The organism is Mucilaginibacter metallidurans (assembly GCF_003286435.2).
In the GTDB taxonomy this organism is placed as follows: Bacteria; Bacteroidota; Bacteroidia; order Sphingobacteriales; family Sphingobacteriaceae; genus Mucilaginibacter; species Mucilaginibacter gossypii.
In genome coordinates, this window is sequence record NZ_CP043449.1 from 1,213,851 (window position 1) to 1,232,835 (window position 18,985).

General features: G+C 43.2%; 16 protein-coding genes. 4 read left to right on the forward strand and 12 right to left on the reverse strand.

The features are described 5' to 3' along the window. Positions 1–18: 18 nt before the first annotated feature. Both DIU38_RS05285 and DIU38_RS05290 read right to left on the reverse strand, forming a co-directional pair. Positions 19–549, reverse strand: a complete 531-nt coding sequence (locus DIU38_RS05285) for an RNA methyltransferase (protein WP_112655545.1) — start codon at positions 547–549, stop codon at positions 19–21. A 113-nt stretch (positions 550–662) separates the two neighbouring features. Then, on the reverse strand, positions 663–1,829 hold the full coding sequence (locus DIU38_RS05290) for a galactokinase (protein ID WP_112655503.1): 1,167 nt from the start codon (positions 1,827–1,829) through the stop codon (positions 663–665). Positions 1,830–2,008: 179 nt separating this feature from the next. Here DIU38_RS05290 and DIU38_RS05295 point away from each other — a divergent pair, with 179 nt between their 5' ends. Then, complete coding sequence (locus DIU38_RS05295) at positions 2,009–2,299, forward strand: YciI family protein (protein WP_091162351.1); 291 nt, start codon at positions 2,009–2,011, stop codon at positions 2,297–2,299. A 137-nt stretch (positions 2,300–2,436) separates the two neighbouring features. Here DIU38_RS05295 and DIU38_RS05300 read toward each other — a convergent pair whose 3' ends face one another. The 7 genes from DIU38_RS05300 to DIU38_RS05330 form a co-directional block, all read right to left on the reverse strand. Then, complete coding sequence (locus tag DIU38_RS05300) at positions 2,437–2,835, reverse strand: hypothetical protein (RefSeq protein ID WP_112655505.1); 399 nt, start codon at positions 2,833–2,835, stop codon at positions 2,437–2,439. A 70-nt stretch (positions 2,836–2,905) separates the two neighbouring features. Beyond that, positions 2,906–3,769 (reverse strand): aldo/keto reductase, encoded by an 864-nt coding sequence (locus DIU38_RS05305; protein ID WP_112655507.1) that lies wholly within the window; start codon positions 3,767–3,769, stop codon positions 2,906–2,908. 163 nt (positions 3,770–3,932) lie between these two features. Next, positions 3,933–4,337 (reverse strand): DUF1761 domain-containing protein, encoded by a 405-nt coding sequence (locus DIU38_RS05310; RefSeq protein WP_112655509.1) that lies wholly within the window; start codon positions 4,335–4,337, stop codon positions 3,933–3,935. Positions 4,338–4,512: 175 nt separating this feature from the next. Continuing rightward, positions 4,513–7,236 carry a carboxypeptidase regulatory-like domain-containing protein gene (locus DIU38_RS05315; RefSeq protein ID WP_112655511.1) on the reverse strand — a complete coding sequence of 908 codons (2,724 nt, stop codon included), beginning with the start codon at positions 7,234–7,236 and terminating at the stop codon, positions 4,513–4,515. A gap of 157 nt (positions 7,237–7,393) precedes the next feature. Beyond that, the gene (locus tag DIU38_RS05320) at positions 7,394–8,356 is read right to left on the reverse strand and encodes a hypothetical protein (RefSeq protein WP_112655513.1); all 963 of its coding nucleotides are present in this window, start codon (positions 8,354–8,356) and stop codon (positions 7,394–7,396) included. A gap of 84 nt (positions 8,357–8,440) precedes the next feature. Further along, a complete protein-coding gene (locus DIU38_RS05325) occupies positions 8,441–9,382 on the reverse strand; it encodes a hypothetical protein (protein WP_112655515.1) in 942 nt (313 codons plus the stop codon). Between the two features lie 73 nt (positions 9,383–9,455). Next, the gene (locus DIU38_RS05330) at positions 9,456–10,397 is read right to left on the reverse strand and encodes a hypothetical protein (protein WP_112655517.1); all 942 of its coding nucleotides are present in this window, start codon (positions 10,395–10,397) and stop codon (positions 9,456–9,458) included. 96 nt (positions 10,398–10,493) lie between these two features. Here DIU38_RS05330 and DIU38_RS05335 point away from each other — a divergent pair, with 96 nt between their 5' ends. After that, positions 10,494–10,961 (forward strand): CYTH domain-containing protein, encoded by a 468-nt coding sequence (locus DIU38_RS05335; RefSeq protein WP_112655519.1) that lies wholly within the window; start codon positions 10,494–10,496, stop codon positions 10,959–10,961. Positions 10,962–10,968: 7 nt separating this feature from the next. Here the strand turns inward: DIU38_RS05335 and DIU38_RS05340 are convergent, their stop codons facing one another. Then, complete coding sequence (locus tag DIU38_RS05340; RefSeq protein WP_146750297.1) at positions 10,969–11,262, reverse strand: hypothetical protein; 294 nt, start codon at positions 11,260–11,262, stop codon at positions 10,969–10,971. A gap of 331 nt (positions 11,263–11,593) precedes the next feature. Between DIU38_RS05340 and DIU38_RS05345 the strand changes: the two genes are divergently transcribed. Next, entirely contained in the window at positions 11,594–11,932 is a 339-nt protein-coding gene (locus DIU38_RS05345; protein WP_112655523.1) for an ArsR/SmtB family transcription factor, read from the forward strand. Further along, on the forward strand, positions 11,929–12,354 hold the full coding sequence (locus DIU38_RS05350; RefSeq protein WP_112655525.1) for an SRPBCC family protein: 426 nt from the start codon (positions 11,929–11,931) through the stop codon (positions 12,352–12,354). The genes DIU38_RS05345 and DIU38_RS05350 overlap by 4 nt, the downstream gene beginning before the upstream one ends. A 116-nt stretch (positions 12,355–12,470) precedes the next feature. Here the strand turns inward: DIU38_RS05350 and DIU38_RS05355 are convergent, their stop codons facing one another. Next, entirely contained in the window at positions 12,471–13,949 is a 1,479-nt protein-coding gene (locus DIU38_RS05355) for a glutamate synthase subunit beta (protein ID WP_112655527.1), read from the reverse strand. A 3-nt stretch (positions 13,950–13,952) separates the two neighbouring features. Then, the gene (gltB, locus tag DIU38_RS05360) at positions 13,953–18,470 is read right to left on the reverse strand and encodes a glutamate synthase large subunit (RefSeq protein WP_112655529.1); all 4,518 of its coding nucleotides are present in this window, start codon (positions 18,468–18,470) and stop codon (positions 13,953–13,955) included. Positions 18,471–18,985: the final 515 nt, after the last annotated feature.

Here is an 18,985-nt window from a genome sequence, read left to right on the forward strand (position 1 = left end):
GAGGGTTTGGGTGAGGTTCTATATCGCCATCTTGGCAAAAAAGTCCCAAAGTACTATTCCTGCTGATACAACTATGTTGAACGAATGCTTGGTGCCAAACTGAGGAATCTCGATACAGGCGTCAATCGCTTGCATTACTTCATCGCTTACGCCGTTTACCTCGTTGCCAAAAATCAGGGCGTATTTACCATCTTCGGCAGGTTTAAACTCGTGAAGCATGGTGCTGTTTTCGGCTTGTTCAATGGCTATAATCTGGTAGCCATCGTTACGTAATTGTTCAACAGCCTGCAAAGGAGTTTCGTAATAAGTCCAGTTTACTGATTGGGTTGCGCCAAGGGCTGTTTTTTCAATTTCGCGATGAGGTGGTTGGGCGGTAATACCGCAAAGGCAGATTTGTTTAACTGCAAAACCATCGGAGGTGCGGAAAATAGAGCCGATATTGTGCATACTCCGCACATTATCCAGCACTACTGCTACCGGCAATTTATCCTGTGCTTTAAATTCATCAACCGTAGCCCGGTTCAGCTCGTCCAATTTTAATTTGCGCATACTCTTTAGTTCATGGTTCATAGACCGTAGTTCATAGCCAATATTTGTTTAATAACAGGCTATGAACCATGAACTATCAACTATGAACCAAGTGCAAAAATACAAAAAAGCCGTTAGTTAGCTACTGAAGCCAGTTCGCCTACACCATCGCCAATAAGAGAGCTATAAACTGAAGGTGCATAGCCAATTTTTTGCGTGTAATATTCGGTTACTTCCTTGCTGAATTTGTCGAAAGCATCACCTTTTACCAATGCTATAGCACAACCGCCAAAACCTGCACCCGTCATACGGGCACCCGCAACATCAGGGTTGGTTTTGCTGTATTCGGCAACAGCGTCCAGTTCAACACCGCTTACTTCATATAAATCGCGCAGGGAATCATGTGAGGCGTACATTAGCCTGCCAAACTCGGTCAGGTTGTTATCTGCAAGGGCCGTTGCGGCCAGTTTTACACGGTCGTTCTCTTCAATTACGTGTTTTGCGCGTTTCAGTACAACCGGATCGGTTATCAGGTGTTTGTATTGTTCAAAAGTAGTGCTATTGATCTCGCAAAGATATTTAATGTCCAGTTGCTGTTGCAAGGCCATTAGGGCTGCCTGGCATTCTTCTACGCGTTCGTTGTATTTTGATTCGGCCAGTTTGCGGGGTTTATTAGTGTTGATAATGGCAAGTACATAATCGCCAAGATTGCTGTCAACAGCCTGGTAATCCAGGGTATCGCAGTTAAGCATCAGGGCTTTGTTCTTTTCGCCAAAGGCAACTGCAAACTGGTCCATGATACCGCAGTTAACACCTATAAAGTTGTTTTCTACATCTTTTGACAGTTTAACCAGGTCGAGCTTGCTGTAGCCGCTGTTAAACAGGTCGTTAAGTGCATAGGAGGTAACCACCTCGATTGAAGCTGATGATGACAAACCTGAGCCAATTGGGATATCGCCATAAAATAGCATATCCAGGCCTTTTAACGGATGACCATCCTTTATAAAGCGGTCAATAACACCGATAGGAAAGTTAAACCAGTTTTCGCCGGTTTTTTCATAACTGATTTGCAGCGGGATATCTTTTTGCTCACTAAAATTTAAACTCCTGAACCGGAAAATGCCATCCTCATTAGGGGAGGTTAGTAAATAAGTACCAAAAGTAATAGCACATGGCATAACCAAACCGCCGTTATAGTCAATATGCTCGCCGATAAGGTTTACACGACCGGGTGAAAAGTACGCGTTGTCTGCTTCTTTGTTAAAGATCTTAATAAATTCCTGGTGCAAATTATTCTTCATTATTCAGGTTGGTTTTTCGGAAAACAAATATTGTAAAAATTGTCAACTTTACAGTTATAAATTTAATTTAATTTTTAATTCATTTTAATGGGATAGTTTTGCGGATATTCGGACCTGATAAAACATGCAGGCGCCAAAGCTGCAGGCATGTATTTAAGTACCAATTAAAATAGATATCCATGAAACAATATCTCGTTACTGCCTATGATTATACCGACGCCGAAGCATTTGAACGTCGTTTAGGCGCACGCCCTCATCATCTTGATGGTGCCAGGGCTTTAAAAGCCAATGGTAATTTTGTGTTAGGAGGAGCCATGTTGAACGAAGAAGGCAAGATGATTGGCTCAACCATGATAGTACAGTTTGAAACCGACGAAGAGATGGAAGCCTGGAAACAAAATGATCCGTATGTTACTCAAAAAGTATGGGAAAGTGTTGATGTAAAGCCATTTAAAGTGGCCGACGTTTAAGGCGGTTTGCAGTCATTAGTGTGCAGTTTGCAGTGACAAAAAACTCCGCTGTTCGATGCCTGGGACTTCGGACAGCGAATATCACAGAATGTCAAACAGATTTTCACTGCAAACTGCTAACTCAAAACTGCCCCTGCCTACTGTTCCGACCATCTGCTCATTTGCCAGTATCCCTGAGCATCTTTGGCATAAAAAGCAGTATAACCCTTGCCCTGCATCGTAAAATTAAAATCAAACTCATTTATCGAACTGTCATCCGGCAAAAAATTGGCAACTACATTATCAGCTACCGCGGTTATCATAGCACCGAAATTATCCTGCACCTGCTCCGTAGCCTGGGTGCTCGCCATAAAATCATTAAAAGTTTCAAACTCGTAAGCTTCGTTACGGTGTTTCCTTGCTGCATTAAAAGCCGCTTCGGCCCATTGTTGTTTGTAGGCTTCCATGGCGTTGAGCAGGTCTTCGGCTGATATTTCAGGCAGGCCATCTTTGCCGGTAGTGTTATAGTTGTTCAGTATTTCTTCTTTACTTTTCATTTAGGATTGATGTTTCATAATAGCTGCCGGTGTTCATTCTTTTCAATTTGAAGAGCTAAAATTGTTTTATTTATGCTTCAGACAGGCTGTTCAATACATCTATATCATCATCTGACAGTTGAATATCGGCGGTTCTCATATTCTCCTCCAAATGTTTAACACTTGATGTGCCGGGAATAAGCAGTATGTTTGGCGAATGATGCAATAACCAGCTTAATGCCACCTGGTGAATGGTAGCATCATGTTTGGCCGCAATACGGCTTAATATGTCTTCGCCCTGTACGTTGCCGCCGCCAAGCGGGAACCATGGAATGAAGGCGATGTTATGATCGCGGGTGTATTCCAGTTCGGCCTCCCATTTGCGGTTATCAACGCTGTACATGTTTTGTACCGATACTACTTCAAAGTATTGCTGGGCAAGCTTAATATCGTCAACGCTTACTTCAGATAAGCCTATATGCCTGATCTTACCTTCCTGCTGTGCTTTTTGCAAAAACTCAAATGATTTTTCGGCAGGAACTTTAGGGTCAATGCGGTGTAGCTGGTACAGATCTATACGATCAACCTGGAGGCGTTTCAGGCTGCCTTCAAGAGCTTCCTTCAAATGCTTTGGCGAAGCATCCACAGGCCATTCGTTGGGACCGGTACGTAATAAGCCGCCTTTGGTACCTATCAGGAGGTCGGTAGGGTACGGGTGCAGGGCTTTGGCAATTAATTCTTCCGATACATTTGGCCCATAGCTATCGGCCGTATCAATGAAGTTTACGCCCAGCTCGACAGCGCGTTTTAATACACGGATGCTTTCGTCTTTATCTTTCGGCGGTCCCCAGATGCCGGGACCTGTAATACGCATTGCGCCGTAACCTAAACGATTAATGGTAATGTCGCCACCAATGGTGAATGTCTTTTCAAATGAACTTGTTGTATTTGCCATGGTAAAGTATTTTGGATTGACTACTGTAAAGTTCAACTAAAAAGCATCAGTATTGTTCATGGAATGTATAACATCAATGTCATTTGTGAACGAATTACACAAATTAAAGCTCGATGACTATCTGTGCAATTCGCATAAATTTGTTTTCTATTAGTGAATCATCTTATCTCCAGGCCCCTAATATCAATCCCATCAGGGTTAAGGACACTACGCTATAGCCGCCGTTTATGAATATCAGCCGCCAGCTTTTGAGCTCAAACAGGCTGTGAATAGCGATAGCGCAGAATGTCCAGATACCGGCAAGGAAACCTGCTGTAGCTCCCCAGGCAAGATCGGTTTTTGCATCGGCTAAAAACATAGCAAGGTTTACAGCCATAATGATAGAAAAGAAGGCTGTAAAGCCAAAGGCCCTGCCTTTGTTGGAAGCTTGTAATTCGGCACTGGTTAGTTTATTATCTGCCATCCATGCATTGGCAAACAGGGCAGGAGAGTACCAGATACCGCCAACTAAAAACGCGGATAATGCTGCAACCACGACGGCCAGCCAGTTGATAAGTTGAAAATTCATGATGATAATGTTTAAATTAATTGGTTGTACTAATATAAACTATTAATAGGTAAAAGCTTAATGCACAAGGCTTAAAGCTTTTTGAAAAAAACACTGAATAGGTATAAATGGAAAACCCCGATTGCTGCTTAAACGATCAGGGTTTTCAAAGTATAATAACCGGGGTTGAGTTATCTTATTTTACGTTATAATGTATCACACTTCGGCCGATATTACCTTCGGCGTCAATCCCTTCAATTATAGCACGGTATGAGCCGCGTTGATCGCTGTTAAAGAAGCTGATGGTTGCAGTGCCGGTTGCTTTATCGGTAATTACGTTAGGTTTCCAATAAATAGTATTACGTAAGTCGCCGCCAAGTGTGCCTGCTTTGGTTACATCATATTTAGGCGAGTAAAACTCTTTGGCTTTGGTGTAACCCTGCACTGCAAAAGTGATCACATTTTGTTTGGGGATAAGTTCCTGTAATTGTGCAAGTGTTATTTTTTGTTTTTTAACAACCTTTTTGTTAATCACCAGTACGCCCTTGGTTTGGGTACTGCGGTTGATGCCGCTTACCCCATCATTTAAAAAGATCTCTACAGATTCAACCTCGCTCGATTGTATGCTTGATAAAAAGTTGGCATCAACAGGCAGGCTGCCTACATATACCTGCACCGGGGTGCGGCCGCCGGCATTGTAATCGCGGGTAACATAAAAATTGTTGTCGATATAGGTAAGGCCCATTGCCATGGTTGATAAACAGTTTAACAACAAAGGGCAGCCCTGTAATTGTTGTGCCGATACTTCATGATCGGCCTGCATAGGTAAACCTGAGAAGGTGCCATAATCAGCATGACTGGCTTTTTTTACGATCTTGGTTGATTTTACAACAACTTCTTTTATGGTACGTGAACTTTGATATTGCTTATAGCTGTTTTTTAAATAAGGGCGGAAAGTACTGTCAATGTTCAGGATCTCATCGGGGATGTTGTTGTTTTTGCTCAGTTTTTGATAAGCTTCGCCATTAACCGATATGACCATGTTGCGCCCGTTAGGATTGTTACGGGCACTCAGTGTAATTTTTGATGTATCCGGCACATTCACGTTTGAGAATTTAAAATTGCCCGACATATCGGTAATTGTTTCTGCCGAAAAGTTTTTATCTGGAATCAGCAACCTTAAGCTGCCTTTGGCTACCGGGAGACCTGCATTGGTCCTCAATGTTCCTGTTATGTCAATGCCTTGCTCCGGCATAAGGTATATAGGCGGATTTTTGTCGGCAAGTATATCCTCATAATCAAAACGACGGTAACCCTGGGTAAGCATCAAAATATCCAGGTTGGTCAGTTTTTCATCATCGGGTTTATTGAAATAATAGTTCGGTTTTTCGATGTACCCTTTCAGATCGGAGGTGAGCAGCATATTACTCAATATGGTTGATTCTGCATCTTCATTTGACGGTACTGTACCATCATCAACAACAGCTACCGAAAAGCTGCCTTCGGCCGGGGTTGTATTGTTTTTTGCCGATACAGTGATCTTAACGTTGCCCCTTGTAGTGTATGATGGTTTATCAGTTTTAAGGGCCAGGTTCATCTGGTCGTTATGCTGAATAAACACAATCCGCTCGCACAGAGCATATCCGCCAGATGAAAACAACGTTACCTGCACAATACCCGTAGGGAACTTACTTTTAGGGATATTGGCCGAATAAACCGTGCTTTGTAGTACAGTTTGCGCTGCATAGTAAATAACACCGCCGCTTTGCGCTACCAGGTAAAAACTTTTGTTTTGTTTGCGCTGAAAAAACAAATCGTTAGCCGATATTTTTACAGTGAGATTGGTTGGATCATTGTTGTACACGGCAATATTTATTCCCATTGATTGTACGCGCGGCAAATTATAGGTAGCCTGTGATCCATCGGGGAAAGTAATGTTTGCTTTGTACGATCTTTCGATGTCAGGAGTGATAGCGAAGATGCCCATTCCTAAATGAGCACTGCTGATCTGGGCAACCTCAGCGCCTTTATCATCGACAATGGTTCCTTTGATATCTACGCCCAGTCCGCTTGAGGCTATAGCCTTAAAAGCAACTTTAGTGCGGATCCCGTTGGTTAGCTGCCCTCCTTCCGGAAAAAACTGCACATCATAGCCTTTAACGGCTGTACGCATGGAAAAGCTGCTGCTGATAGTTTTACGGTCGCCAACGTCAATGGATGTAACCAGGATACCGCCGGTAATTACATCGGCCTGGCTTTCGGGCAGGTCAACCTGCAAAACGCCTTTATCGTCAGTAATGCCGTGGCCTTTGCTTACAGGGTCGCCGTTTTTCATCAGTTGCCAGTTTACTTTTTTGTTGGCATACGGACTATTGTCCGGCCCTTTGTAAAGGATAGTGGCATCAACTTTAACACCTGTTCTTTTGCTTGAACTTTTATAAGTGATGTTGGTGCGTACCTGGTTATCTATGGCATTGCCAACATTAAAAGTATGGTCATAAAAATAATCCGGGTCAAAATTACGCATCCAGTTGGTGTAGCTTCGCAGGCGGTAAGCTCCTTGTTTATAAGTATCTCCGTTAAGCACAATGTTACCACTTGCAAAACCATTTGTAACTGCAATGCGCTGACTCTCAACTACGGAATCGCGGTTGTTGATCAGGTCGACATAAACAATACGGCTCAATGCCGATGGCTGGTGCTTTTCAATGGTTACATAGGCCTTAAACCAAATAGTATCGCCAACAGCGTAATAAGGTTTATCTGTATGCAGGTAAACTTTCTCGATAGGGTAGCTGCTGATAAACTTGCTTGTTTTTTCGATTATGGTTGTTAGGGGGATGCTATCCTGCTGGGCAAAAACAGATGCGCCAAAGGCGGTTAACAGGCATAATAGGAGTAAAAATCGACGTATGATCATCAATATAAGTTAAAGAAGTAACAGGGGCTAATATAAACATTTAGCCGTATTGCATTTTTAGCGGCCGTTTATTTAACACTTTTTTACAAATGCTTTTTTAGCCGCTTGCGAAAGTTAAACGCTAAAAGCTATACGCTTATACAAAATAGCACAATTGTTACTTGGCTGCAGTTTTGGCCTTGCCCTCAACATGTACCGAAACCATGCTTGAGTGAATGATGCCCAGAGTAGTACCAGGCTTTACATTAAGGTAAAATTTAAAGTAGCTGTCCACAACGGCTTTTGAGGTATGAATATAATCGGCTTCTCTTTCCTGGTCGCCGTTAAATCCAACAAGCGGGGCGCCGTAGTACAAACTGCCTTTATCATCAACATACATGGTGAAGGAAAAATAGAAATCCTTATAGGCATTTTTGATCACGATGTCGTAAGTAGGGTCAAGGTAATCGTCAGAGTTATCGAAATTATTAAGTATGTCCGGTTTGGTAGTGCGGCGAGACACGGTTACCAGCGGGCTTTTGCTGGTTATTATAGCCGGCTGTCTGGCTGCAAAAGCCTTGGTATAATCTGCAGTTGCTTTAGCGGCAAGCGAACGGATGAATACAGTATCGGCACGGCTTGGCCTTCTTAATGTACTGGTATCGGTGTGCAAAACGTTTTTTACATAATTATCAGCAAAAAATCGCATGAACACCTTGGTGCCTTTAACATCAAGTGAATCACCTTTTTGGATCAGGATCTCCATGGTGATACTGTCTTTATTGATTTGCCTTATCTTTAACCATGAGCGCGCTGCGTTGAAGATTGAATCATAGCCACGTGTTAGCGGGAAATTAATAAAAGCATTTTTTGTTGGACTGAAAATGCTTATCGAATCGTCTGATACAAATTTTAGCTTCCATTGTGGCTCCAGTTGATAACCGTATTCGTTAAACGAAAGACCGTTTTTTTGACGCCTGGATACTTCAGAGTAGTTGATGCCATTGTAAGGTTTAAAGGAGATCAACTCTCTTTTCTTGTTACCTGAAGGGCCGCTGCCGCAACCTGAAATAAAGGCAGATATAATGATGAGCAGCCCAAATGCTGACGGTTTTAACGTTCTAAGATTGATGGATAGCATTGCCGCTAAAGATATAGATAATTCAATAAACGGCTAAAAAATCGCTGCTGTGTAATGGAATTTATATAATTTCTTAATTTAAACCTATACTCCTGTTCTCCCGTTAACATGAACTGCTATCTCACTGGCATGTGCAATACTAAGCGTTTTACCGGGAATGAAATTCAGGTAATATCTAAGGTAGCTGTTCATCACTGCTGTTGAATAGTGGTTATACGCTGGTATACGTTCTTTTTCTAAAAAAAAGATAATTGGCTTCCCATAATGTAGTTGTCCGGCTGTGTCTACAATTATCGAAAACGAATAATCAAAATTGGTATAAGCCTTCTTAACTGTGATGTCAAACTCGGGGCGCATGTAGTCATCGGTCGTGCTGAAATTATTGAGCATTGTTGGTTCTACATGGCGCCTGGTAAACGTAACTAAAGCGCTTCTGCTTTTGAGCTCAACGGGTTGCCGGGCGGCAAATGCTTTATTATAATCCGTATTGGCAATAACGGTTAATGATTTTATGTACAAGCTGTCTTTACGGTTTGGGCTTTTACATTTGCTCAAATCGCCATGAAGTGTGTTTTTAATATAATTATCGGCATAAAAAATCATATAAACCTTTGCGCCGCGAGTATCAACCGAATCGCCGTGGGCTTTAAGCATTTCGATGATCATGCTATCCTTAGTCATGGTTTTAACTTTTAACCAGGCGCGGGCGGTATTAAAAACAGAATCATATCCGCGGGTAAGCGGAAAATTGATGAATTGTTTTTTAGCCGGACTATAAATACTGGCTGAATCATTGGAAACGAATTGCATTTTCCATTGCGGCTCTAATTGATAACCGGAGTTATTGAATGATAGCCCATTATCTGATCTGCGCGCTATCTCTGTATAGCTGATACCCAATACAGGTTTAAAGGAAATCAGGTCTTTTTCGCCATTGTGTTTAACAATGTTACGTTGTTTGCAGCCCATGCAAAGCAAAGCCAAAACGATGCAGGTTAATTTTGCTACAGGTTTGTTAGTTATCATATAGGTATTTGTTAAATATATGACGTATTATGAACGCTAAAATGAGGAGGTTACATAACCCCGTGACTTAAATCTACACGCCCCGGTTTCCTGTAACATGAACGGCAATCTCGCTGGTATGCACTATACCAAGTGTTTTACCGGGAATAAAGTTCAGGTAGTATTTAAGGTAACTGTTCATTACCGCTGTAGAGAGGTGAATATAATTTTCTTCGTAGCTTTTTTCTGTAAATACCGTAAGGGGTCTTCCATAATGTATTTGCCCGGCCGGATCAACAAACATGGAGAATGAATAGTAAAAATTGCTGTAAGCTTTATTGATGGTAATATCAAACTCGGGGTTCATATAATCGTAAGAGGCATCGAAGTTGTTAAGCATGGTTGGCTCTGTGTAACGTGTACTGATGGTAATCAACGGGCTTTTACTTTTAAGTTCGACGGGCTGCCGGGCGGCAAAGGCCTTGTTAACATTTTTATTTGCGGCATCGGTTAACCATTGTATGTAAACAGAGTCTTTTTTACTCGGGCTTTTGCATTTGCTTAAATCGCCATGAAGTACATTGTTTATATACTTATCCGCATAAAAAACCATGTAAACTTTAGCGCCGCGCGTATCAACCGAATCTGCATAGGCCTTGAGCAATTCAATGATCATGCTGTCTTTGGTCATGGTTTTAACTTTGAGCCAGGTGCGGGCTGTATTAAAAATAGAGTCATAACCACGGGTAAGGGGGAAATTGATGAACTGCTTTTTTGTTGGGCTATAGATACTGGTAGAATCATTTGAAACAAATCGCATTTTCCATTCCGGTTCTAACTGGTAACCAAAATGGTTAAATGATAGCCCGTTTTGTGAACGCCGCGCAATTTCGGTATAGCTGATGCCAAAGACAGGTTTAAATGAGATCAGATCTTTTTCGCCGTCATGTTTAACAATGTTGCGGTGTTTACAGCCAAGGCAAAACAAAGTCAATACAATGCAGGTTAAATTTGTAAAAGGTTTAGCAATTAGCATATAGGTTAGATATGTTATAAATATATGATATTTACCAACGCCCAAATGTTAAATAATGCTAAAATTGCAGATTGTAAGTAAATCTGATATAAGCTGATGGCAATTGAAATAGAACGTAAATTTTTGGTAGATCAGGAGAAATGGCAGCAAGTAACAAAGCCGGAGGCAATGCATTTCAGGCAGGGGTACATTTTTAGTGATGAAAAGAAAACAATAAGGGTACGGGTTACTGATACCGAAGCATATATCACCATAAAAGGGAGTACAGCAGGTTTTAGCCGGAGTGAGTTTGAATATACTATTCCCGCAGCCGATGGCGTTCAATTGCTTGATAATTTTGCCGCCTCCGAGTTGGAAAAATACCGCTACCGCATTACTTATGCTGGTAAACTTTGGGAAGTTGACGAGTTTTTAGGCGATAACCAGGGCTTACTGATGGCCGAAATTGAACTTGGTAGCGAGGATGAAGAGTTTGAACTGCCGCCATGGGTAACAACTGAGGTAACCGGCGATGATCGGTATTATAATGCCAGGTTAAGCGTTCATCCTTTTAAAAACTGGTAGCAACTTTTCAGGCGCATTCCGGTAAGCCGAGCAGATAGTCGGGTTTCGATTCGTCGTAAACAGTCTTCACATACTTGTTGCCCTTGGGGCAAACAGCAGGGATCAAGCTGGTTTTATTGCCTTTGTCATCAATAATGTAAGCCTCACCATCCTCATGTTTTATCCAGTCATAAAGTTTCGACCTTTCGGTGAGGCCTTTTACATTGATCCGCTCGTTGATCCATTCAAGTGAGTCGATGGCCACATACGGGTTATCGTGCGGTGTGGTGTCGGTTTTTATAGATACTATACGTACTGCCATTGTATTAAATTGCATTAAACATTCAGGTGTGATAAAAATATGGCAAAAAACAATACCCCGAAATAGGTATAATCACCCAATTTTCACTACGTAAAATTACCTATGGTATAGGCGCTGCCGATTGCTTCCCATATCCCTTATTTGGCTAATCATGAAATGATTTGAGTATAGGGGTGTATTGCATATGCTTGTAAATAAGTATGTTGAAAGTAAAGTAGCACCCTGTAGGTGCGTGTTGCGTCTTTTTAAGAAAATTAAAATAGATATTGCGTAACCAAATGGTTTCATTTATATTTGTAACCGAACGGTTTCATGTTTCCGTTCTGTTACTATGCGAAGAGATGTTTTCCAGGCCATTGCCGACCCAACCCGCCGTGAGATCATTAACCTGCTGGCCAGCCGGCAAATGAACCTTAATGCCGTGGCCGATAATTTTGATATCAGCAGGCCGGCTGTATCCAAACACATAAAAATATTAACCGAATGCGGCTTGCTCGTTATTAAGCAACAGGGGAGGGAACGCTATTGCCATGCTGATTTGAAACAGTTAAAGCAGGTTACAGACTGGGCAGAGCAATACCGCTGGTTTTGGACGCAGAAACTCGATGCCCTCGACGCTTTTTTAACCAACGAACAAAATACAGATAACCATAAAAACAACAAACTATGAGCACACAACCATTTGTAATTGAACGTGTTTATTTGGCGCCCATTCAAAAGGTATGGGAAGCCATTACCGTTAGAGAAAAAATGAAAGAATGGTATTTCGACCTTGCCGAGTTTAAACCCGAGGTAGGTTTTGAATTTGAATTTACGGCCGGAGATAACAATAATTTTCAATATCGTCACCTGTGCCGGGTAACTAAAGTTGTTGAGGGTAAAACCATTGCTTATACCTGGCGATATGATGGCTACGAAGGCGATTCGGAAGTTACCTGGGAACTGTTCCCGGAAGGGGAGGGTACTAAATTGATACTTACCCATAGCGGACTCGAAACCTTCCCGCCGCTGGATGCCTTCAAGAAAGAAAACTTTGTTGCCGGCTGGACACATATTACGAGTATTTCGCTTAAAGAGTATCTGGAAAAGTAAAAAACAACAAAGCCGGGCAAACGCCCGGCTTTTAATTAAAACAATATGATAAGGAGATATCTACTTTGTGAGTTAAAAATAACTAACCTCTAATCTCAAACCTCCAATCTCTAACACTAAAACACCTGGTCGAACTGGTTAACGGCGTCTTTACTTTCCAGCAGAGAGTGGCCCATTAAAAACTCGTCAACCTTGCGGGCAGCTTCGCGGCCTTCAGATATAGCCCAAACCACCAGTGATTGTCCGCGGCGCATATCGCCTGCTGTAAACACTTTGCTTACGTTGGTACGGTAAACACCTTCTTTGGCTTTAACGTTTTTACGGTCGTCAATTTCAACGCCAAGCTGGCTGATGAAAGTATCATGCTGTGGATGTAAGAAACCCATAGCCAGGAATACACGCTGACAAGGGATTTCACGCTCCGAACCTTCAACTACATGGAATTTTACAGGGCGACCCATAAAATCCTGTTCCCATTCAACATCAACCACTCTCAGGGCACGCAGGTTACCTTCTTCATCGCCTAAAAACTCTAAAGTATTAACACCCCAGAAACGGTCGGCACCTTCCTCGTGTGAGCTGGTAGTTTTCAGTACCATTGGGTATGTAGGCCATGGCATATGCTGTGTACGCTGAGCCGGCGGCTGGAACATCACCTCAAATTGCTTGATTGATGCAGCACCCTGGCGGTTTGAAGTACCCACACAGTCCGACCCGGTGTCACCACCGCCAATTACCACTACGTCTTTACCTGTAGCTATAATATCTTCGGCAGTAACTTCAATATTGCTAACACGTTTGTTTTGCTGTTTCAGGAAATCCATTGCAAAATGGATGCCTTTTAACTCACGGCCAGGAATGTTAAGGTTACGCGGAATGGTGGAACCCCCTGCTAAAATCACGGCATCGTTGTTGCGTACCAGTTCATCAGCAGCTACGTTTACACCAACCTCGCTGTTGTATTTAAATACAACGCCATCTTTTTCCATTACCTCAACACGGCGCTCAACAACCCATTTTTCCAGTTTAAAATCGGGTATGCCATAGCGTAATAAACCACCTGCACGGTCATCACGTTCGTAAACGGTAACGGTGTGGCCAACTTTCACCAATTGTGCAGCAGCGGCCAGGCCCGCAGGGCCCGAACCTACAACGGCTACCTTTTTGCCCGTTTTAACAAGCGGTGCAGTTGGTTTTACAAGGTTTTTCTCGTAAGCAATCTCAATGATGTGGCGCTCAATTTCCTCAATAGCAACAGGCGGCTTGTTGATGCCTAACACGCATGCAGATTCGCATGGGGCAGGGCAGATACGGCCTGTAAACTCAGGGAAGTTATTAGTTGATGATAATATATGGTAAGCTTCTTCCCAGTTTTTACGATACACGGCGTCGTTAAACTCAGGAATGATATTACCAAGGGGGCATCCCGAATGGCAGAAAGGGATACCGCAATTCATACACCTGGCCGATTGCTGGTTAAGCTTCTCTTCAGTATATAAATTCACAAATTCGTTATAGTTCTTAACGCGTTCAGCAGCCGGAACTTTTGATGGAAGTTCGCGATTAAACTCCTGAAATCCTGTAGGTTTTCCCATTTCTTAGCCTATGGTTTGATATTGTAATTTCTCTAATACTTTTTTATACTCTCTCGGGAACACTTTCACAAACTGGGTTGATGCTTCATTCCAGTTGTTTAGTATCTTTTGCGCCAGCTTGCTGCCGGTTAAGGTGATGTGTTTACGCAGCAGGGTGAGGATCTGCTCTTCGTCTTGTACACTTAGCGGGTCAAGGTCAACCATCTCAGTATTGCAGTTTTCTGCAAACGTACCTTCAGGATTGTAAACCCATGCTATACCTCCGCTCATACCGGCTGCAAAGTTGCGGCCAGTATTACCAAGGATAAGCGCACGACCACCGGTCATGTACTCGCAACCATGGTCGCCGATACCTTCAACAACAGTGGTAGCGCCGGAGTTACGTACTGCGAAACGTTCGCCGGCCATACCGCCTACAAACAACTCACCTGATGTAGCACCATAAAGGGCTACGTTACCGATGATGATGTTATCTTCAGGTACAAAGGTTGCATTAGCAGCAGGATAAACAGCTATCTGGGCACCGGAAAGGCCTTTACCTACATAGTCGTTAGCTTCGCCTTCCAGCTCGAAAGAAACACCTTTAGTGGTGAATGCTGCAAAACTTTGACCAGCCGAACCTTTGAATTTGAAGTTAACGGTATTGTCAGGTAAACCAGCCGAACCATAAACTTTAGAAATCTCGTTAGATAACAAGGTACCGATGGTGCGGTCAACGTTGATCACATCAAACGAAGCAAATACCGGTGTTTTATCTTCAATAGCAGGCTTCGCAGCTTCCCATAGTTTCCAGTCAAGGATATTGGCCATGCCGTGATCCTGTGATTCACTGTTATACAAGGTCATACCTTTGGTGTTGGTAACCGGGTGCAGGATGCCGCTCAAGTCAATCTTTTTGGCTTTCCAGCTTTGCAGGTTATCTTTCACTTTCAGGAACTGTACGCGGCCAACCATTTCATGAATAGTACGGAAACCAAGCTCGGCCATGATCTCGCGCAACTCTTCGGCCATAAAGCGGAACAAGTTAACGATATGCTCAGGTTTGCCTGAAAATAATTTACGTAATTCTGGATCTTGTGTTGCCACACCAACAGGGCAGGTATTCAGGTGGCATTTACGCATCATGATACAGCCGCCGGCAACAAGGGCAGCAGTAGCCACGCCCCATTCTTCGGCGCCCATCAGGGCTGCGATTGCCAAATCGCGACCAGTTTTCAGTTGACCGTCTGTTTGTAGTACCACACGGCTGCGCAGTTTATTACGTACCAGTGTTTGGTGAGCTTCGGTTAAGCCAAGTTCCCATGGTAAGCCAGCATGTTTGATAGAGCTTATTGGCGATGCACCAGTACCTCCGTCGTAGCCTGCAATCAGGATCACATCCGCGTGTGCTTTGGCAACACCGGCTGCAATTGTACCTACACCGGCTTTTGATACCAGCTTAACGTTGATACGGGCAGCACGGTTAGCATTTTTAAGATCGAAGATAAGCTGTGCCAAATCTTCGATAGAGTAAATATCGTGGTGCGGCGGAGGTGAGATCAAACCTACACCCGGAGTAGAGTGACGGGTTTTAGCGATCCAGTCGTCAACCTTGTGGCCCGGCAGCTGACCGCCTTCGCCTGGTTTTGCGCCCTGCGCCATTTTTATCTGTAACTCATCCGCGTTGGTAAGGTAGTTTGAAGTTACCCCAAAACGGCCTGATGCTACCTGTTTAATAGCCGAACGTAATGAATCGCCGTTTGGCAGCTTGTCATAACGCATTTCGTCCTCACCGCCTTCGCCTGTATTGCTTTTACCGCCAATGCGGTTCATGGCAATGGCCATAGTGCTGTGCGCTTCGTGCGAGATAGAGCCGAACGACATGGCACCTGTAGCAAAACGCTTCATGATGCTTTCTGCAGGTTCAACCTCATCAATGCTGATTGATTCGCGATGGTGGGCAAAATCAAGTAAACCACGGATGGTGAAGTGTTTTTCAGTTTGCTCGTTTACTGCCTTAGCATAGTTTTTATATACCTCGTAGCTGTTGCTGCGTGTAGCATGTTGCAACAGGTGAACAGTAGTAGGATTAAACAAGTGGGCTTCACCGCGGCGTTTCCACTGGTAAATACCGCCTTCAGGTAGCAGGTTGTCTGCCCCTTTGGCTTCAAAACCCATTTTGTGTTTACAAAGCGCTTCGCGGGCAATTTCGTCGAGGCCTAAACCGCCTATACGGGTAACTGCGCCGTGGAAGTACTTGTCGACAACGGTTTTGTTTAAACCAAGGATCTCGAATACCTGTGCACCATGGTATGACTGCAATGTGGAGATTCCCATTTTTGAGAAGATCTTCAATAAGCCGTCGTTAATAGATTTAACATAGTTGTTTTGCAGCTTTTTAAGCTCGTAGCTGGTTTCAAGGCTACCATTGTTCTTAAGCGTTTCAATGGTTGAAAGCGCAAGGTATGGATTGATAGCAGTTGCACCAAAGGCCAGTAAGCAGGCAAAGTGGTGAACTTCCCACGCATCGCCGGTTTCAACAACCAGGCCAACAGCACCACGGCGACCTTTGCGGATCAGGTGGTGGTGTACTGCTGAAACAGCCAGTAGGGTAGGGATAGGGGCATGCTCAGAGTCAACCGCACGATCTGAAAGGATCAATACCTCAAAGCCGTCGTCAACAGCATCTTCGGCGTAGCGGCAAAGGCGTGCTATACCTTTTTCCAATGAACCAGGCAGGCCATCAGCCTTAAAGTATGTTTGCAGCGTTTTAGCGTGGAACAGGCCGGTATCAATACTACGCAGTTTTTCTAACTGGTGGTTTTTCAATATCGGGTGTTTCAAAACCACACAATGGCAATGCATTTTATCTTCGTCTAACAGGTTGCCATTATTACCGATAAAGGTAGCAAGGCTCATCACCAAACGCTCACGGATCGGGTCGATTGGTGGGTTGGTTACCTGTGCGAAGAATTGTTTGAAATAGCTTGACAGGTGCTGAGGTTTATCCGAAAGGATAGCCAAAGGAACGTCGGTTCCCATTGAACCTACAGGCTCCTTGCCATCAAGGGCCATCGGTTTAATGATGGTGTCGATATCCTCACGGCTGTAGCCAAATACCTGCTGGTAACGGTAAACAGAAGCTTCAGACAGGCTGGCGAAAGCCAAACGCGGTTCTGAAAGCTCGCTCAGGTTAATTTTATAGTTCTCTAACCAGCGGCCGTATGGCTGCTGTGAAGCAACTTGTTTCTTGATCTCCTCATCAGTGATGATACGGCCTTTTTCAGTATCGATCAACAGCATTTTACCCGGCTGCAGACGGCCTTTACGTAAAACAGTGCTTTCGTCGATAGTTAACGTACCTGCTTCAGAAGCTGCTATTACACGACCATCATTGGTGATCACGAAACGCAGCGGGCGCAAGCCGTTACGGTCAAGCAGGGCACCTACCAGTTTACCATCGGTAAAGGTAATAGCGGCAGGACCATCCCATGGCTCCATCAGGGTAGCGTGGAACTCATAGAAAGCTTTTTTAAGCGGATCCATAGCTTCGTTGCCGTCCCATGCTTCAGGTACCAGCATCATCATTACATGTGGCAATGAACGGCCGGAGTGCAACAATATTTCAATAATATTATCCAGACAGGCAGAATCCGACTGGTTGTTATCAATCACCGGCAACAACATATCCATTTCTTCGGCAGTAAAGTATGACGAAGCGTATGATTTCAGGCCGGCATAAAACCAGTTTAAGTTACCTGTAAGGGTATTGATCTCGCCGTTATGCGCAATTAAGCGGAATGGTTGGGCCAGTTTCCATGAAGGGAAAGTATTGGTAGAGAAACGCGAGTGGATCATGGCAAAGCCCGATGCAATACGCGGATCAGAAAGATCAGTATAGTATTTACGCAATTGGTAGGTAGTAAGCTGCCCTTTGTAAATAATTGTTTTACAGCTTAACGATGTAAAATAAAAATTATCAGAAGCGCCGGCTACCGTTTCAGTAATGGTTTTGTTGATATACCTTCTGAGCACGAATAATTTGCGTTCAAAATCATCGGCGTTGGTAATATGATGTGGCCTTGCAATATAAATTTGCTCAATATCAGGCTCGGCCTGGCGGGCTGTTTCACCAATAACTGATGAATCAACGGTAAGCTTACGCTCGCCCAGCTTATGTAAGCCTAATTTTTCAATAGCATTGTTAATAATGGTACGGCAGGCCTTTTTCTGGGCCGAATCTTTAGGTAAAAATATCATACCTACACCATACTCGCCGGGTTCCGGCAGGCTGATCTCAAGGTTTGAGCATTCTTCCATTAAAAACTCATGGGGCAATTGTATTAAAATTCCCGCACCGTCCCCGCTCTCGGGGTCGCATCCGCACGCACCGCGGTGTTCCATGTTTTCGAGCATGGTTAACGCGTTATCAATAATTTGGTTGGTTTTATGACCGTTGATATTGGTTATAAATCCCGTTCCGCACGAATCGTGTTCAAATTCCGGTCTGTAAAGACCCTGGTGGCTATCAGTTTGATCCATTGTTTAAATTAAACCGTTTACAATTTTATAAGGGGTGTAACCACGAAGTTACCAAAACTCAAATAAATTATAAAATTTACGGTAATTTTTAAAGATTTCTAAAAATCAATTATTTAAATCATAATTATTTAACATTATCTCAACAAAAAGAGATAAATATTATGATGTACAAAATGAAAGTACGAAAAAAATTATTTAGAATCAATATAAAGTTATACCAAACTTGTACAATACATTTATTAAAGCTGACTTTTTAGCTATAACCAAATTAAATTTTGTGGTGTTTCTCTATGTGATTAGTAGGATTTGGGAAGTTAGTTCATAGTTGATGGTTCATAGATCATGGTTGAAAGTTGGATTAATTGAGGAAGATAGGAGAACTTTCGGCATACCGGAGGCACACAATATCTTTGCAGGGTAAACGAAGGAGTAGTTTAATTCGGGTTCAGACAAAAAAAAACGGCTAACCGCCTACTTTAAGCTGCCAACTGAATGGGCGTTGCCTGCGGCGGGCT

What these genes read in the sequence shown, in the direction of transcription:
- DIU38_RS05285 (WP_112655545.1), bottom strand. Translation starts at nt 549, where the DNA reads ATGCGCAAATTAAAATTGGACGAGCTGAACCGGGCTACGGTTGATGAA.
- DIU38_RS05290 (WP_112655503.1), bottom strand. Translation starts at nt 1,829, where the DNA reads ATGAAGAATAATTTGCACCAGGAATTTATTAAGATCTTTAACAAAGAA.
- DIU38_RS05295 (WP_091162351.1), top strand. Translation starts at nt 2,009, where the DNA reads ATGAAACAATATCTCGTTACTGCCTATGATTATACCGACGCCGAAGCA.
- DIU38_RS05300 (WP_112655505.1), bottom strand. Translation starts at nt 2,835, where the DNA reads ATGAAAAGTAAAGAAGAAATACTGAACAACTATAACACTACCGGCAAA.
- DIU38_RS05305 (WP_112655507.1), bottom strand. Translation starts at nt 3,769, where the DNA reads ATGGCAAATACAACAAGTTCATTTGAAAAGACATTCACCATTGGTGGC.
- DIU38_RS05310 (WP_112655509.1), bottom strand. Translation starts at nt 4,337, where the DNA reads ATGAATTTTCAACTTATCAACTGGCTGGCCGTCGTGGTTGCAGCATTA.
- DIU38_RS05315 (WP_112655511.1), bottom strand. Translation starts at nt 7,236, where the DNA reads ATGATCATACGTCGATTTTTACTCCTATTATGCCTGTTAACCGCCTTT.
- DIU38_RS05320 (WP_112655513.1), bottom strand. Translation starts at nt 8,356, where the DNA reads ATGCTATCCATCAATCTTAGAACGTTAAAACCGTCAGCATTTGGGCTG.
- DIU38_RS05325 (WP_112655515.1), bottom strand. Translation starts at nt 9,382, where the DNA reads ATGATAACTAACAAACCTGTAGCAAAATTAACCTGCATCGTTTTGGCT.
- DIU38_RS05330 (WP_112655517.1), bottom strand. Translation starts at nt 10,397, where the DNA reads ATGCTAATTGCTAAACCTTTTACAAATTTAACCTGCATTGTATTGACT.
- DIU38_RS05335 (WP_112655519.1), top strand. Translation starts at nt 10,494, where the DNA reads ATGGCAATTGAAATAGAACGTAAATTTTTGGTAGATCAGGAGAAATGG.
- DIU38_RS05340 (WP_146750297.1), bottom strand. Translation starts at nt 11,262, where the DNA reads ATGGCAGTACGTATAGTATCTATAAAAACCGACACCACACCGCACGAT.
- DIU38_RS05345 (WP_112655523.1), top strand. Translation starts at nt 11,594, where the DNA reads ATGCGAAGAGATGTTTTCCAGGCCATTGCCGACCCAACCCGCCGTGAG.
- DIU38_RS05350 (WP_112655525.1), top strand. Translation starts at nt 11,929, where the DNA reads ATGAGCACACAACCATTTGTAATTGAACGTGTTTATTTGGCGCCCATT.
- DIU38_RS05355 (WP_112655527.1), bottom strand. Translation starts at nt 13,949, where the DNA reads ATGGGAAAACCTACAGGATTTCAGGAGTTTAATCGCGAACTTCCATCA.
- gltB (WP_112655529.1), bottom strand. Translation starts at nt 18,470, where the DNA reads ATGGATCAAACTGATAGCCACCAGGGTCTTTACAGACCGGAATTTGAA.